Origin of the sequence: Acinetobacter sp. A47, assembly GCF_000805455.1 — a bacterium.
In the GTDB taxonomy this organism is placed as follows: Bacteria; Pseudomonadota; Gammaproteobacteria; order Pseudomonadales; family Moraxellaceae; genus Acinetobacter.
In genome coordinates, this window is record NZ_JSUS01000051.1 from 13,048 (window position 1) to 29,420 (window position 16,373).

15 protein-coding genes and 1 pseudogene are annotated in these 16,373 nt (G+C 46.5%); 12 read left to right on the plus strand and 4 right to left on the minus strand.

Going from position 1 to position 16,373, the window contains the following annotated elements:
- The first annotated feature begins 338 nt into the window (after positions 1 to 338).
- The 4 genes from OC23_RS12075 to OC23_RS12090 all read left to right on the plus strand — a co-directional run bounded on the left by OC23_RS12075 (position 339) and on the right by OC23_RS12090 (position 4,981).
- On the plus strand, positions 339 to 1,682 hold the full coding sequence (locus OC23_RS12075) for a spinster family MFS transporter (RefSeq protein ID WP_038345101.1): 1,344 nt from the start codon (positions 339 to 341) through the stop codon (positions 1,680 to 1,682).
- An 86-nt stretch (positions 1,683 to 1,768) separates the two neighbouring features.
- Positions 1,769 to 2,779 carry a helix-turn-helix domain-containing protein gene (locus OC23_RS12080; protein WP_038345102.1) on the plus strand — a complete coding sequence of 337 codons (1,011 nt, stop codon included), beginning with the start codon at positions 1,769 to 1,771 and terminating at the stop codon, positions 2,777 to 2,779.
- 89 nt (positions 2,780 to 2,868) lie between these two features.
- On the plus strand, positions 2,869 to 3,975 hold the full coding sequence (locus OC23_RS12085) for an NAD/NADP-dependent octopine/nopaline dehydrogenase family protein (RefSeq protein WP_038345115.1): 1,107 nt from the start codon (positions 2,869 to 2,871) through the stop codon (positions 3,973 to 3,975).
- A 1-nt stretch (position 3,976) separates the two neighbouring features.
- Entirely contained in the window at positions 3,977 to 4,981 is a 1,005-nt protein-coding gene (locus OC23_RS12090) for a 3-hydroxybutyryl-CoA dehydrogenase (RefSeq protein WP_038345103.1), read from the plus strand.
- 45 nt (positions 4,982 to 5,026) lie between these two features.
- On the opposite strand, the gene OC23_RS12095 is transcribed toward OC23_RS12090, so the two are convergent.
- Entirely contained in the window at positions 5,027 to 5,494 is a 468-nt protein-coding gene (locus tag OC23_RS12095; RefSeq protein WP_038345116.1) for a MarR family winged helix-turn-helix transcriptional regulator, read from the minus strand.
- A 148-nt stretch (positions 5,495 to 5,642) separates the two neighbouring features.
- Between OC23_RS12095 and OC23_RS12100 the strand changes: the two genes are divergently transcribed.
- The 8 genes from OC23_RS12100 (at position 5,643) to OC23_RS12135 (ending at position 13,084) form a co-directional block, all read left to right on the plus strand.
- Positions 5,643 to 6,755 (plus strand): amidase, encoded by a 1,113-nt coding sequence (locus tag OC23_RS12100; protein WP_038345104.1) that lies wholly within the window; start codon positions 5,643 to 5,645, stop codon positions 6,753 to 6,755.
- Positions 6,756 to 6,773: 18 nt separating this feature from the next.
- Positions 6,774 to 7,940 carry an acyl-CoA dehydrogenase family protein gene (locus tag OC23_RS12105; RefSeq protein WP_038345105.1) on the plus strand — a complete coding sequence of 389 codons (1,167 nt, stop codon included), beginning with the start codon at positions 6,774 to 6,776 and terminating at the stop codon, positions 7,938 to 7,940.
- 41 nt (positions 7,941 to 7,981) lie between these two features.
- The gene (locus OC23_RS12110) at positions 7,982 to 8,509 is read left to right on the plus strand and encodes a nuclear transport factor 2 family protein (RefSeq protein ID WP_038345106.1); all 528 of its coding nucleotides are present in this window, start codon (positions 7,982 to 7,984) and stop codon (positions 8,507 to 8,509) included.
- 41 nt (positions 8,510 to 8,550) lie between these two features.
- Complete coding sequence (locus OC23_RS12115; protein WP_038345107.1) at positions 8,551 to 9,828, plus strand: aromatic ring-hydroxylating oxygenase subunit alpha; 1,278 nt, start codon at positions 8,551 to 8,553, stop codon at positions 9,826 to 9,828.
- 10 nt (positions 9,829 to 9,838) lie between these two features.
- Positions 9,839 to 10,324, plus strand: a complete 486-nt coding sequence (locus tag OC23_RS12120) for an aromatic-ring-hydroxylating dioxygenase subunit beta (RefSeq protein WP_038345108.1) — start codon at positions 9,839 to 9,841, stop codon at positions 10,322 to 10,324.
- Between the two features lie 9 nt (positions 10,325 to 10,333).
- Positions 10,334 to 11,071 carry an SDR family NAD(P)-dependent oxidoreductase gene (locus OC23_RS12125; RefSeq protein ID WP_038345109.1) on the plus strand — a complete coding sequence of 246 codons (738 nt, stop codon included), beginning with the start codon at positions 10,334 to 10,336 and terminating at the stop codon, positions 11,069 to 11,071.
- 34 nt (positions 11,072 to 11,105) lie between these two features.
- Positions 11,106 to 12,059, plus strand: a complete 954-nt coding sequence (locus OC23_RS12130; RefSeq protein WP_038345110.1) for a PDR/VanB family oxidoreductase — start codon at positions 11,106 to 11,108, stop codon at positions 12,057 to 12,059.
- Between the two features lie 65 nt (positions 12,060 to 12,124).
- Entirely contained in the window at positions 12,125 to 13,084 is a 960-nt protein-coding gene (locus OC23_RS12135; protein ID WP_171194790.1) for a p-hydroxyphenylacetate 3-hydroxylase reductase component, read from the plus strand.
- 164 nt (positions 13,085 to 13,248) lie between these two features.
- On the opposite strand, the gene pcaD is transcribed toward OC23_RS12135, so the two are convergent.
- The 3 genes and pseudogenes from pcaD to OC23_RS12150 form a co-directional block, all read right to left on the minus strand.
- Complete coding sequence (gene pcaD, locus OC23_RS12140; protein WP_038345112.1) at positions 13,249 to 14,022, minus strand: 3-oxoadipate enol-lactonase; 774 nt, start codon at positions 14,020 to 14,022, stop codon at positions 13,249 to 13,251.
- Between the two features lie 16 nt (positions 14,023 to 14,038).
- Positions 14,039 to 15,248, minus strand: a pseudogene (gene pcaF / locus OC23_RS12145) (3-oxoadipyl-CoA thiolase).
- 601 nt (positions 15,249 to 15,849) lie between these two features.
- The coding region (locus OC23_RS12150) for a CoA-transferase (RefSeq protein ID WP_038345113.1) at positions 15,850 to 16,373 on the minus strand (524 nt) is incomplete at its 5' end.

Sequence of the window (16,373 nt, forward strand, 5' to 3'; positions counted from 1 at the left end):
AATATTATTTTAAAATAAATTTATTCCTTCATTTTTTTTAAATAGCCATCTTATTGCCGTATTTATAAGAGAATAGCCACTTTATCAGTGACTTATATGCCTTAGAAATGCCTGTTTTTGCTCTTTTCATCTAAATGCGCTCCGGCTTGAGCACTTCAGCGGTAAAAAAAGGTATAACTTTATACCTGAAATATTATGGAAAATTCCATGTAAAAATAATAATTATAGAACAAGAGATTTTACTTTAGCAAACAGGCCAGACAAAGGAGATATGTTCTGGTCACGATGTCTCTTTACAACAATACAGATTAGAAAAATGGCATGGACAAGGAAGCACAATGGATACGCATTCAAATGAGCCAATACGGGCTCAATCCAATCTATACGCATGGTATGTGGTTTTGCTCTGCATGCTGGCCTATATCTTTTCATTTATCGACCGGCAAATACTGGCGCTGATGATCGAGCCGATCAAGGCCGATCTGGGTCTTTCCGATACCCAGTTCAGTCTACTCCATGGTTTGGCCTTTTCATTGTTTTATGCCTTTATGGGCTTGCCGCTGGCCTATCTGGCGGACCGGTTTTCACGTCCAAAAATTATTGCCATTGGGGTGGTGTTCTGGAGTATTGCGACCGCATTTTGTGGTCTGAGCAAGAATTTTATCCAGCTTTTTTTAAGTCGTATGGGCGTCGGTGTCGGTGAGGCTGCTTTGTCACCTGCAGCTTATTCGATGTTTAGCGATATGTTTAGCAAGGACAAGCTGGGCCGTGCGGTAGCGGTATATTCGATCGGTTCCTTTGTCGGTGGCGGTATTGCTTTTCTGGTCGGTGGCTATGTGATTGGCTTGCTAAAAAATATGGATAGCATCATGGTGCCGGTTTTTGGTGCACTGAAGGCTTGGCAAGCGGCATTTATGATTGTCGGTTTTCCAGGGATATTGATTGGATTACTGGTGTTGTTGACGGTGAGAGAGCCGCAGCGTAAAGGCCAGCGTTTAAACGCGCAGGGACAGGTTGAAAAGACCCGCATGAAAGATGCGTTTAAGTTTATCAAAAAGCATGGACGTACTTTCAAATGTCATTATTTAGGTTTTACCTTCTATGCAATGGCTTTGTATTGCCTGATCAGCTGGTCACCGGCATTTTATATGCGCAAGTTTGGATTAACCCCGACTGAAGCGGGTTATATGCTCGGTAGTGTGTTACTGGTGGCCAATATTCTAGGCGTATTTTGCGCCGGATGGCTAAATGACTGGTTTATTCAGAAAGGCCGTAAGGATGCTCCGATGATCACCGGTGTGATTGGGATTGCCGGTTTAGTGATCCCGATCATGGTGTTTACGCAAGTAAATGCGTTATGGCTATCGGTGCTGTTTCTGGTGCCTGCAATGTTCTTTGCATCATTCCCGATGCCGATTTCTACCACAGCCATGCAAATGCTGGCGCCAAACCAGTTACGGGCACAAATTTCGGCAGTCTTCTTGTTGATCAGTAATCTGGTTGCGGTCGGCATCGGGACCACCTTGGTGGCATTGATTACCGATAAAGTGTTTGAAAATCCATTGATGGTTGGTATGTCCTTGTCGATTGTCGGGACGATCTCTTGTGTATTGGCCTTCATTTTATTGAAAAAAGGCTGTCAGGCATTTAGTGACAGTATGCAGCAGGAACATGCTTCTTGATCTGACCCAAGTGCAAGCACAAAGCCCATTCTTTTGTCATGGGCTTTGTGCTTTGCTGGCGAAACCCATCACAAGGGAGTGAAGTGATGCACGCGACATTTAAACTGGATCATTTGCATTATCTGGATGCGTTTTTATTATTTCAGTCCAGTGATTACCAGACCATTAAAGATCAAATCAGTCATTATCTAGGTCCGCATCGTTTTGATGTTGAGACCCAACAGCAGCTAAACACGCGCCTGAATGGTTTTAGCTTTGGCAATGGGGCGCTGTATGATCTGAAATATAGTGCACCCGTGGTGATCTGTATTGATGACAGTTCGAGTTTTTACCTGTTCAGGATCACCCTGGAAGGACAATGTCAGATTGGGGCAGCAAACCAGCAATTGCTACAATCTGCGGGGATTATGTCGGTTACTCATCCGCATACCCGACAGCAGATTGTGACCAATCAGCATTGCCGTAATATTATTTTAAAATTATCCAAACAGGAAATCGAAACCCAGCTGTTTAAAATGCTGGGCCATACTTGTCAGGTGCCGGTCTGCTTCGATAGTGGTCTGTCCTGTACCGCAGAAGGGATGAGTGCCATTGTTGAAACGCTGAACTATCTCTGTCATGCCTATCATAATATCCGGAACTGGAACTTTATCTCAGCCAGTTTTACCCAATACCTGATCGAGCTGATTTTGCTTAAAATCCCCAATAATTATAGTGAGCAGCTGAATGCACAGCGTCAGCAGCTGGTGCCAGGCTATATCAAAAAAGCACAGCAGTATATTCAGGACAATCTGCATCAAGCGATTTCGCTAGCAACATTAAGCCAATATTGTGAGGTATCGATTCGCAGCCTGCAAAAGGGCTTTAGCCAATATCTACAGCAGACGCCGGTTGAATATATCCGTGAGCAACGTCTGGAACGGGTACATTCTGCTTTACAGCAAGCCGTAGAGCATCAGACTGTGACTGATATTTTACTGGATCATGGCATTCAAAGTTTTGGGCATTTCTCTACCTTGTATAAAAAGCGCTTCGGCTGTCTGCCTTCACATACCTTAAAAATGAGTCCTGTACAACTGGGTGAAATACGGTCGTAAATGGAATAATCACTGCGCATTTGGATAAGCCGGTTTAGGCTGACCGTTCTATGCTGAATGACAAATCAATTCAATCAGCAGGAACGCACATGAAAATTACAGTACTCGGTGGCGGGCACGGATGTTATGCCGCAGCAGCAGAGATGGCAGAAAAAGGCCATGAGGTGATGTTATGGCGCCGTGACAGTGAGGCTTTGCAACAGCTGGCAGCAACCGGTGAACTCAAGATTAAAGATTATCAGGGCGATCGTAGTGTCACGGCCGGTTTTGAGCAGAGTCAGATTAAACTGACCGATGATTTACAACACGCCATCCAGCATGCCGAGCTGATTATTATTCCTTTGCCCGCAACCACACATCTGGATTTGGCGCAGCAGGCTGCGCCGTTCTTTCAAGCGGGCCAAGTGGTGTATTTGCCGCCTGCAACCTTTGGTAGTTTTATCTTTGCCAAAGCCATGCGTGAGGCAGGTAACACGGCTCAAGTGGCCTTTGCTGAAACCGGCACCTTACCGTATCTGGTACGTAAGCACGGTGTCAATCAGATCGTGGTGAGTGACTATGCGACCCGTTTACCCACGGGGGTATTCCCAAGCCGCTTGTCCGAGCATGCATTCCAAATTTTGAAACAGGCCTATCCAAGTGTCGAGCCGATTGAGGACAGTTTAAGTGGTGCCTTGATGAATGCCGGGCCGATTATTCATCCACCGTTGATTTTGATGAATGCGGGACCACTGGAACATTTTGAGGCTTGGGATATTCATAATGAAGGGACACAACCGTCGATTCGCCGTGTCACCAATCAGCTCGATGCGGAACGTATGCAAGTTCGGGAAGCACTCGGCTATGCTGCACCGCATTTTCCGCTGGCCGATCACTACAATCAAGCGGGTGAAGGCGATGAATGGATGTATGGCCGTGGTGCGCATGGAAAATTGACGGATAGCGGGGACTGGCGTGAGGATATTGACTTACAGACACATCGTTACATGCTGGAAGATACCCGTCTGGGGCTATCCTTTCTGGTTTCAGTGGGACGTTGGGCGGGTGTCGCGACACCTGTGGCAGAAGGGCTACTGAATATTGCGTCTGCGGTGACAGGCAAGGATTTGTATCAGGACGGGCGGACGTTTGAGAATCTGGGACTCGCCGATAAAAGCAAGGCTGAGTTGCAAGCGACTTTGCAGCAAGGAGTCTGATATGACATCGATTCAACAGGTTGCTGTACTCGGAGCTGGGCGCATGGGCAAAGCCATTGCAATTGCCTTTGCCTATGCGGGATTAAATGTGGCTTTAATCGATGCCCGACAACGTACCGAGGCTGAGTTTGAGCAATATCAGGCTCACATCCGAGCTGACTTAAAACAAGAATTGCAGTTGCTGGAACGTATCCAGTTTATTCACTCTGAACAAAGCGTCTTTATTCTGGATCAGATTCAGATTTTAAGCCGCACCGCTGCTATCCCGGTCTTGGCACACTGTGATCTGGTGATGGAAGGGGTACCCGAGCTCAGGCAAGCCAAACAAGAGATTTTTGCCTGGCTGGATCAATATATTTCCTCTCGTTGTATTGTTGCATCGACCACGTCAACCTTTCTGGTCACGGATATTGCACAGATGATTTCTCATCCAGATCGGGTGGTAAATGCGCATTGGCTCAATCCTGCCTATCTGATTCCGCTGGTTGAGTTAAGTCGTTCCGAGCAAACTTCTGACATGGCCGTTACACAACTGAAAAGCTTTCTACAACTGATCGGCAAAGTGCCTGTGGTGTGTCAGGCCAGAGCCGGTTATATCGTGCCACGGATTCAGGCCTTAGCCATGAATGAAGCAGCGTGGATGGTTGAAGAAGGCGTGGCTTCGGCAGAAGATATTGATATTGCCATTCGCACGGGTTTTGGTTTGCGCTTTTCTGTATTGGGTTTATTAGAGTTCATTGATTGGGGAGGCGGTGATATTTTGTATTACGCTGGCCAGTATTTGGAAAAAGAGTTGGGTGAGCGTTATCGCACACCTGAGATTATTGCGGAAAATATGCGGCAACAACGTAATGGTTTAAGAGAAAAGCAGGGTTTTTACGATTATCGGCAAATTGATATTGCTGCCTATAAACAACAGGTTTTACATACTTTTGTTGGCCGGATTGCTGCAAACCAGCTACAGCCTCCGTTTAATATTTTAAATCAGTCCTCCGCTATTGTTTAGGAATGTGTGCCCATCGCCAGACAGGGATGGGCTTTTCTGATTGTTCTAACTAGATGGCATCAGATCAAACAGTTTTTTGAGCTGTGCATTGAGTTGATGTAATTCCTGATCATCAAAGGCATTTAATATCCCGGACAGGGTGACCTGGCTGATCTGGTTAATTTGCTCGACCATCTCTTTGCCCTTATCGGTCAGTTTTACCATCGAAATCCGTTCATCTGATTCAGATGAAAACACTTGCACGATATCATCTTCAACCAGACGGTAAATGGCTTTGGTTGCCGTGGTCAGCTTGAGGGTGGAAAGGTTGGCGATCTCGGTAATACTGGCTTGTTGCAGCGCATTGGTACTTAAAATGATCTTACGGCGAGTATTGTCGATCCCTAATTTTTTAATTGATTTTTCAATAAGTTGTGTGTATTTGCCATTTACCTGAGAAATCCAGAAAAAAGGATAGCTTTGTAAGCTTCCCGGTTCATTGTTGGGTAGAAATTGTTCTAAATGCGTAAGCATAGCCAAGTCATTACTTTTATAAAAATGGATGTCCAGCATTATACAAAAATTAGAAACATTTACTTGATTCTTGCTGTCGAAAAATACTTGACAATTACATTACTTTTTCCGATATTTGTATTAATTATAAAAATACATGGAAAAGTGAATGAATATTATTGTACAAGAAGTACAAAAGGGCTGCGGTGCGCTGAAAGTCATGGTCAAGGATTCCATCGACATCCAAGGCTTTAAAACCATGGCAGGCAGTAAAGCCTTGATGCAGAACCAGGCTGCCTCTGTCAATGCCGAGGTGGTCGATCGTATTCTGGCTGCTGATTGCCAGATTATTGCAAAGACCAATTTGCACGAACTGGCTTTTGGCATCACAGGAATTAACCACACTTTTGGTACCCCGTTAAATCCGAAATATCCTGAACTGATCCCGGGTGGCTCATCCAGTGGTTCTGCGGCAGCGGTTGCGGCTGGTCTGGCAGATTTCAGCTTAGGTACCGATACCGGTGGTTCCATTCGTATGCCAGCAGCCTGTTGTGGCGTTTATGGTTTAAAACCGACCTTTGGCCGGGTCAGCCGTGCTGGCGTACATCCGGCAAGCAGTTCACTGGATTGTGTTGGCCCTTTTGCAAACTCAGTCGAAATGATTGAGAGCGCCATGCACATCATTGATCCAAGCTTCCATACCCATGCTGAATTGTTACAGGCACCGAAACTGGCGTGGCTCAATGTCACTGCTGATGCCGCCGTGATTGAGACGATCCAGCAATATCTAACCCAAGCCAATTTGACAGTGTCAACTGTAACGGTGGAAGGCTTTGCAGCGGCCTTTGATGCGGGCATGCAGATCATTAATTATGAAAACTGGCAGGCCTACGGTGAGTTGACCCGAACAGGTTTGCTCGGAGCAGACGTCAATGGGCGTTTATTGAAAGCCGCCGACACCACCTTAGCCCAAGTCAAACAGGCGGAGCAGGTGAGAGCAGATTTTACCGCCGAGCTTGATGCCTTACTGACGCAATACGATGCCTTGATTTTACCGACTTTACCGCAGCTGCCGCCCAAGCTGGCTGATGCTGAAAATACCGTGGCTTTGTTAAATCTCACCGCTTTGGTTCGACCATTTAACCTGTCTGGTCACCCTGCGATTTCAGTACCGCTGCAAACCGAACAAGGTCAGCCCGTGGGCTTGCAGATCGTGGCAAAACGCAATACCGATGAATATTTGTGTGCGGTTGCGAAATATATCGTCAGCGCTGCGCAATAAATGACAAGGAATAAGTGAATGAATCATTTAGCGACAAAGGAATGTGGCATGGATCGCAATACAACGCAATTAGATGCCTTATGTCAGGAAATTCGTGAACGTGCCTGTAGCGGAGAGTTTGATCGTCAGGCCTATGTCAGTCAGGATATTATCGAGAAACTCAAACAGATTGGGGTGTATCGTGCTTTGGTGCCGAAACGTTTTGGCGGCAATGAATGGTCTCCAAAACAGTTTTGTGAATTGATCGAACAATTGTCCAAGGCCGATGGCTCAGTCGGTTGGGTCGCCAGTTTTGGTATGAGTCCTGCCTACTTGGGCAGTTTGCCAGAAGCAACGCTTGAGCAGTTGTATAAAGATAGCCCGGATATTGTGTTTGCAGGTGGCATTTTCCCTCCACAACCCGCTGAAATTACCGATGCAGGCGTGGTGGTGAGTGGGCGTTGGAAATTTTCCAGTGGTTGTATGGGCGCGGATATTGTCGGGGTCGGAATTTCCCCGCAAAAGGACAATGAAACCCAAGGCCTACCGCGCATGGCGGTGATGCCAGCCAATAAAGCACAGATTGATATGACGTGGGACACGGTCGGTTTAAAAGGCACAGGCAGCCATGATCTGGTGGTGAAAGATGTGCTGGTGGCCAAAGAATGGACCTTTGTCCGTGGCGAGCCTTCAAAACTGCCTGAACCATTTTTTAAATATCCATCCCTGTCTTTGGCCACTCAGGTCTTAACCGTAGTCGGGATTGGTGTGGCAGCTGCAGCGCTGGAAGAGTTTCAAAAACTGGCACCCGGTAAATCTTCCATTACTGGCGGGGCGGAAATTGCCAGCCGGCCAGTAACCCAATATGAATTTGCCCAGGCCGAAGCTGAGTTTAAGGCGGCACGCGTCTGGTTCTACGACACCATGCAGATTGTCTGGAATGAAGTGCTGGCAGGACGTACCCCAAGCGCAGAACAGATCAGTGATATGCGTTTGTCCTGTACCCATGTGGCCCGTGTTTGTGCCCGTGTCACCCGCAAAATCCAGATGCTGGCAGGTATGACTGCGATTTATACCCACAATCCATTTAGCCGCTTTGTCAACGATACCAATGTGATAACACAGCATGCCTTTATGGGCGATGCCACTTTGCAAAATGCAGGTCTGGTCAGCTTTGGCATGAAGCCAGCACCCGGTTATTTATAAGCCGGGTTGAATTAAAGGGCGTGAGGACAAGGATGAATGATATGAATACGCAAATGGATATAACGGTATTACTGCAACGCCTACAACAGCTTGAAGCTCAAAATGCAATTCGTAACTGCATTAACCGTTATATGGAAATTTGTGATGCCTTGAATGCTGATACCGACCTGAATGAATTGATGGATTTATTTGATCAGGACAGCATCTGGGAAGGCATAGGCGAAAAATATGCGCAGTCTTTTGGTCGTTATGCTTCATGGCAAGCCATTTATGACATGTTCAAAAGCTATACCCAACAGCAGTCGCATTTTGTCATGAATGCGCATTTTGTCAGCTCAGAGCAAATCTATATTGAAGCAGATCAAGCCAAGGCCAGCTGGTTGATGTTGCAAACCTCAACCTTCCGTGATGGGCGTAGCCATTTAAATGCCGCCAAACTCACAGTGCAATTTAAACAGCAGCCCGATGGTCGCTGGAAGATCAGACATTTTCAGACTGAAAACATTTTTAGTCGTCCTGTATCTCACTGGGACAGTACAGCCGCATTGCCAGTACCGTCTCGGCAATAATTAATCACCAATGGATAGACCGAACGAAAAGGATAATGGATATGAACAGTATTATTCCAATGCAGAATATTGAAATGGATTACAGTAGCCTGGTGCAAAGTGACCGTGCACATACCTCGTTATACAAAGATGAACGCATCTTTGAAGATGAGATGAAAAAGATTTATTACAGCACCTGGGTCTGGGTGGCACATGCCAGCGAGATTCCTGATGCTGGCAGCTATAAAACCATCAATATTGGCAAGCAACCTGTGGTGGTGGTCCGTGATCGTAAGAAAAAAGTGCATGTCTTACTAAACCGTTGCCGTCATCGTGCTGCAACCGTGTGCGAGCATAAAAAAGGCAAAACTAACAGTTTTGTGTGTCCATATCATGGCTGGAGCTATGCACTGGATGGTTCATTACGGGGTGTGCCTTCTCCTGAAAGTTATGGCGAATGTCTGGATAAAGCTGAATTTCCATTAATCAGCCTGCGGGTTGAAGAATACAACGACATGATTTTCGCCACCTTTAAACAGGAGATCGAACCTTTAGAAGATTTCCTCGGCGCTGCAAAAAAATGGATCGACCTGTTTATGAAACAAGGGGCTGGTTATCCAATCAAGGTCTTGGGTGAGCATCGTTTCCGCTTCCCGGGGAACTGGAAAATTCAGCTGGAAAATACCACCGATGCTTATCATTTCCCATTGGTGCACAAGTCATTCTTAAGTTCAGTCGATGAAAAAACCGAAGAACTGTTTAACTTTGAAAATCAACCCGGCTATGTCGAAGACCTCGGCAATGGTCACAGTGTCATGGTGATGATTCCTGAACTGGTTGATCTGGATGAAGAATTGATGGAACGTCCGATTCAGGAGCGCTTTGAAGACCTGGCGCAAGCCTTACGTGATGAAGGACATGAAGAACTGGAAGTACGCCGTATTGTGCGTGCAGTGGGTGGTTCCGGATTTAACCTGAACATCTTTCCGAATATTGCCTGTTCGATGGCGTTCTTCCGAGTGATGCAGCCGATTTCGGTTAATGAAACTGAAATTCACCACTCCGTGATTACCATGGAGGGCGGCCCACAAATTGCCAACCAGTACCGTTTACGTCTGCATGAACATTTCCAGGGACCGTTTGGCTTCGGTACACCGGATGATGCGGAAGCATGGGAACGTGTACAGCATGGTGCCAGTGCAGGCAATGATCTATGGATCATGCTTAATCGTGGACTGCCCGGAGAAGTTAAAACTGAAGATGGTTTAAAGAGTGATGTCAGTGCTGAAACAGGGATGCGCGCTGCCTATCAGCAGTGGAAAAAGATGATGACGGCTTAAGGAGAGTGCCATGAAAATCGATCTAAATTTACTCAATGAAGTGACTGCTTTTGTCTGGGCCGAAGCCGATATGCTGGACCATTCTGAACATGACACTTGGTTGGACCTGTGGAATGAAAAAGGCGTGTATATCATCCCGATTGATCCGAAACTGACCGATTATGAAAACAATCTGAACTATGCCTATGACAATCATCACATGCGAAAATTAAGGATAGAACGTTTAAAAAATGGCGAGGCGATTTCAACTGCACCCAAAGCCAGTACCGTGCGTAGTGTGTCACGTATCCGCATCGTCAAAGATGAAGCGGGAGAAATAATTATACGTTGCGCACAAAACCTGCGTGAGTTCCGCAAAGAAAATCTGAAACATTATACCGCTGACGTGACTTTCCATCTGGTTCGTGATGCGGAACAAGGCTTCAAGATCAACCGCAAAATTATCAATTTAGTGAACTCGACCGATAGCCTGGCGGGTATCAGCTACATTCTCTAGGAGCAGAAAATGCAACAGGTTGTTTTAGTCACAGGTGCCGCTTCAGGTCTGGGGAATGTCATTGCCGAATATTTTGCGGCGCAGGGGCATCAGGTGATCCTGTCTGCCAGTACTTTAGAGAAAGCAGAGCAAGCCAAGGCACGCAGTCCGCATGCAGAGAATCTGTTCCCGCTGAAACTGGATATCTCGGTTGAGGCCGATTTTCATGCTGCCGTACAGTGGATTCAGCAAACCTTCTCAAAACTGGATGTGCTAATCAACAATGCCACCATGACCAAGGCAACGCCTGTTTTAGAGATTAGTGCGGCAGATTTTGACATGATCACACAAGTGAATCAGCGCGGTACCTTTCAGGCATGTCAGATCATTGGCAAATATATGGCTGCGCAAGGTTACGGCCGTATCGTCAATATGGCATCTCTGGCTGGCCAAAATGGCGGTACAGCAACCGGTGCGCATTATGCAGCCACCAAAGGCGCCATTATCACCCTGACCAAAATCTTTGCCAAAGAGTTTGCAGCCAAAGGGGTGACGGTAAATGCGATTGCGCCGGGGCCGATGGAATCACCGATTGTGCATAGCGTGGTCTCTGACGAAAAAATGGAACAGTTCATCCAGAATATCCCGGTCAAAGCACTCGGCAGCATGGCGTTTATTGCCGAGACCTGTGCTTTATTGGCCAGTCCAAGTGCAGCCTTTGTCACTGGGGCGACATGGGATATTAACGGTGGATTATTTATGCGTTAAGCCTTGGGCAAGATGCAGATCAGGGAGAGAAATCATGACCAGACTTTATAATGTGGTGGTAAAAAACCGTCATGTCGAAGGTGGGAATGTTGCAGTGATGGAATTTGAATCTGCAAATTCGAGCGTATTACCCAAAATTGAAGCGGGAGCGCATATTGATGTGCACCTCCCCAATGGCATGGTGCGTCAGTACTCATTGTGCCAGAACCCGAATGAGGTAGGTAAGTTCCGGCTCGGGATTTTACGTGATCCGGAATCACGCGGCGGTTCAGTGTCGGCCTTTGATGATTTAAAAGACGGCATGCAGATTCAGATCAGTGAACCGAAAAACCTGTTTCCTTTAGTGAAATCCAGACACACTGTGCTGATCGGTGGCGGTATCGGGATTACACCACTGATCACCATGGCGTATCAGCTGGCGCAGGAAGGCTCGTCTTTTGAACTGCATTACTGCGGCGCAAGCCCGGAACGCTGTGCTTTTGTCGATGAAATTAAACATGGCATCCTGGCACCGTTTACGACCTTTCATTTTAAATCGGAAGGAGCCAGTCACCGTGAATTTTTCCAATCCGCCATTCAGGATATTGCTAAAGACAGCCATATCTATACTTGTGGCCCAAATGGATTTATGGACTGGGTCATCAATTTAGCCCTGACACAGAACTTCCCTGAGCAGCAAATCCATAAGGAATATTTTCAGGTTGAGGTTGAAACCGGGGGCGATGCCTTTGAAGTGGTGGCGCAGCAAAGTGGCAAGATCATTCTGGTCAATGCTGAAGAAACCATTTTGCAGGCCTTGGCGCGTGAAGGTATCGAGATTGAAATGTCATGTGAACAAGGTGTGTGTGGCACCTGTATGTGCGATGTGATCGAAGGTGAACCTGATCATCGCGACGTGTATTTTACCGATGAAGAAAAGGCCAGTAACGAGCAGATATTGGTGTGCTGTTCACGTTCTAAGTCAGCACGGCTGGTACTGGATATTTAACGGATTTAATCAGAATCAACCGGTATCAGGGATAGCCGGAAACAGGATAACAGATTCAGGAGAGAATAATGAATTCACTAAAAACAATGGATGAAATCACGATTGATCCGATGCAGTTTAGACGTGCTTTGGGGAATTTTGCGACCGGGGTGACCATCATGACCGCGCAAAATGCTCAGGGTGAAAAGGTGGGGGTGACGGCCAATAGTTTTAATTCAGTGTCTTTAGATCCGGCGCTGATTTTATGGAGTATTGATAAGAACTCGTCGAGCTTTCCGGTATTTGAACAGGCCTCACATTTTGCAGTGAATATTTTATCGGGCTCGCAGATCGAGTTATCCAACAAGTTTTCACGCCGTAATATTGATAAATACGAAGGTACCCGTTATCAGACCGGGGCGGGGCAGGCGCCGATTCTGGAGCACTGTTCTGCAGTGTTTGAATGTGAGCGCTATCAGATTATCGAAGGCGGTGATCACTGGATTATTATCGGCAAAGTGGTGCGTTTTCGTGATGAAGGGCGTAGTCCATTGGTCTATCACCAAGGCGCTTATTCAGGCGTAATACCGCATCCGTTACTCCAGTTAAAAGACACAATGGAAACTGAAGATATTGGTGCGATGCATCAAGGGCATTTATATAGCAATGTTTGCTATCTGATGAGTCGTGCGTTCAAGTTTTACCAGACTGATTATATTCCCAAGCAGTTGGTGACAGGCTTTCGTACCAGCGAAGCGCGTTTACTGTTGGTGCTGGGTAGCGGGACTGCATCAAACAAGGCAGATTTGCCACGCGATATTGCCATGCCGATGCGTGAAGTGGAGCAGGCTGCATCAATTTTACAAAAGGACGGTTTGCTGATTGAAAGCGACGGATTTTTTAAGCTGACCGAAAAAGGTAAGAAAACTGCACACTATCTATTTGATATTGCAGATAGCCATCAAAATGAGGTATTTGAAAAATATTCTGATGAGCAAAAAGATATTTTTATTACCATGCTCAGGGATTTTGCTGGCGTGTCTTAAACAATAAATTTTTATAAAGATGCCACTTAATGGCATCTTTTTTTATTGTGCTTTTGGGATAAAACACATAATTTTTTCAGCCGCTTTAAAGAAGAACTTGTTTTGATATTTCAGGGTTCAAAGTTAAAAGGGATGGTTATGCCTCCCCCTTGGGATTTAAATGATTATAAAAAAGCATCAAGTGCAGCATTAAATGCATCGGCTTGTTCAATATTGGAAATATGTGAGGCACTGATTTCTACCAGTTGGGCATCTGCAATCTGCTGTTGCATAAATTGTGCATCTGCAACGGTAGTAACGGGGTCCTGGGTTCCGGCAATGATCAAAACAGGGAGATGGATATCTTTGATTTGCTCTCGGACATCCGCTTTAGCCAAAGCCTCACAACAACTGGCATAACCGTCTGCGCTGCCCGCACTTAAGTCGTGACACAGATGATTGACAATGGCTGTTTGACTTTGGATAAAAGGATCTGTAAACCATCGAGATGCGGCAGTTGCTGCGATGGGTTGTAAACCTTGTTCTCTAGCTAATTTTGCACGATCGAGCCAGGCCTGTTCCTGTCCAATTTTTGCTGCCGTATTGGCAATCACCACGTGGCTAAATCGTTCTGGATAATGAGTCGCCAACCATTGGCCAGTGATCCCACCCATGGAAATTCCACAAAAACTGGCTTTTTCTATCTTTAAATGGTCGAGCAGGCGGATGACATCTTCGCCCAGTTGTTGCAAGGTATATGGACCGGGTGGGGTAGAAGAAGATCCATGACCACGGGTGTCATAACAGATCACATAAAAGCGTTGTTTAAAATAATTGAATTGTTGTTGCCACATCCCGTAGTGGGTCCCCAAAGAGTTGGAAAACACCAGTGCAGGGGCGTTGCGATCGCCAAAGGTCTGATAATGAATGTGTGCATCGGCAGATTGAAAAACTGACATGTACTATTCCTTTATTTTAATCAATACGTTGAATAATCAAGGCAATCCCTTGACCGACACCAATACACATCGAACATAAGGCATATTGCCCCTTGATCTGTTCAAGCTGATTCAAGGCGGTGGTGACCAGACGTGCACCAGAGGCACCTAAAGGATGACCCAAAGCAATTGCACCGCCATTCGGATTAACCCGTGCATCATCATCTGCCAAGTCTAAATTACGGGTCACCGCCAAAGCTTGTGCGGCAAAAGCTTCATTCAATTCAATCACATCCATTTGTTCTAATGTAAGATTGGCCTGTTTCAGCAGTTTCTTGATCGCAGGTGCTGGCGCAAAGCCCATAATCCGTGGTTCAACCCCAACTGTCGTAGCCGCAATGATTTTGGCGCGTGGCTTGAGCTGATATTTTTCTACCGCTTCATCCGAAGCAATCAGCAAAGCCGCAGCACCATCATTTAATGCCTGAGGCGTTTCCTGCCGTGACTGTCCCTTCAGCTTTAACTACCCCTTTGAGTTTGGTTAATGCTTCCAAAGTGGTTGATGCACGTGGATGCTCATCATGATCCACCACAATAGCATCGCCCTTACGCTGGGAAATGCTGACGGGTACGATTTCATTGGCAAAGAAACCTTTGGCTTGCGCCGTTGCAGTACGTTGTTGGCTGTTCAGTGCAAACTGGTCCTGATCGGCACGGTTGATGTTGAACTGTTCCGCCACGTTTTCTGCGGTTTGTGGCATGCTGTCGACGCCATACATTTCTTTGAGTTTTGGATTGATAAAACGCCAGCCCATGGTGGTGTCTTCAATCTTTTGACTACGTCCAAAGGCACTGTCTGATTTGCCCATCACATAAGGCGCACGGCTCATGCTTTCCACACCGCCGGCAATAATCAGGTCGGCTTCATTGGCTTTAATGGCACGGGCAGCCATGGCAATGGCATCCAGTGATGAACCACATAAACGGTTTACTGTGGTGGCTGGCACCTGATACGGCAAACCTGCCAATAGCGCTGACATACGACCCACATTACGGTTATCTTCACCGGCTTGGTTGGCACAGCCATAGATCACATCATCGACCTGCTGCCAATCGACACTCGGGTTACGTTGTATCAGGGCCTGAATTGGAACTGCTCCGAGGTCATCAGCGCGTACAGGGGCAAGACCGCCTGCATAGCGACCAAATGGGGTACGGATAGCATCGATGATATAAGCGTTTTTCATTTTAAATCTTGTCCTTTACTTCAGGCCTTTCAGCCATTCTCCGTAGGTATCTCGCGGTGGCGGCATGGATGCCGCCCGTTGGACTGTGGTATATGGATATACCATCAGTCCTACAAAGGTTTTTGTTACTTTTGACCTTTCAAAAGTAAGGCATTGCCTATACAAACTGTTTTCGAACATCACTTTCATTTATCGGCAGTGATGGTATTAGTCGCTTTCATTCATAAGAGTTAGTCACGACGGAGTCTTAAGGTGCTTAATCCAATACCCACAGCTAGTTCTCGTCACTTTTTTAAAAAAGTGACCAAAAACCTTTGTTACTCAGACACAACTTCCTTGTTGTGCTGAGTAACGGGGCGATATCCTTTTCGCCAATCACGATAGCAACTCTCAATTTATATTCGACTATGTGAAAATCTCGATCTGAGGCTTTCCCACAAGCATTTCGCGGCGGCGGCATGGATGCCGCCCGTTAGACTGTGGTATATGGATATACCATCAGTCTAACAAAGGATTTTTGTTACTTTTTATCCTTAAAAAGTAAGGCAATGCCTATATAAAAAGCCTCTGCTTTAACCCGTAATTAGTGGCTGTGTAAACATTATCCTTGCGTCGCATCAATCAGTTTCGCACCCGTCAACGCCTGCAACTCAGCAAAGCTCAAACCTTCGACTTTCTCAATCACTTTTAAACCGTCAGGGGTCACATCAATCACACACAGGTCAGTATAAATACGATCGACACACTTCAAGCCGGTGGCCGGATAAGTCAGTGCTTCAACAATCTTCGGTTCACCTTGCTTGGTGGTGTGATCAGTGGTGATAAATACTTTCTTGGCACCGACCGCAAGATCCATCGCCCCGCCCACCGCAGGAATAGCATCCGCGGCTCCGGTATGCCAGTTGGCCAGATCGCCATTGGCTGCCACCTGAAAGGCACCGAGTACCGCAATATCCAGATGCCCGCCACGCATCATGGCAAAGGAATCACCATGATGAAAAAAGCTGCCACCGGTCAGCATGGTCACATATTCCTTACCTGCATTGATCAGTTCAGGGTCTTCTTCACCTTTGGCAGGCGGTGGCCCGAATGCCAGCAAGCCATTTTCCGAATGCAGGAATACAT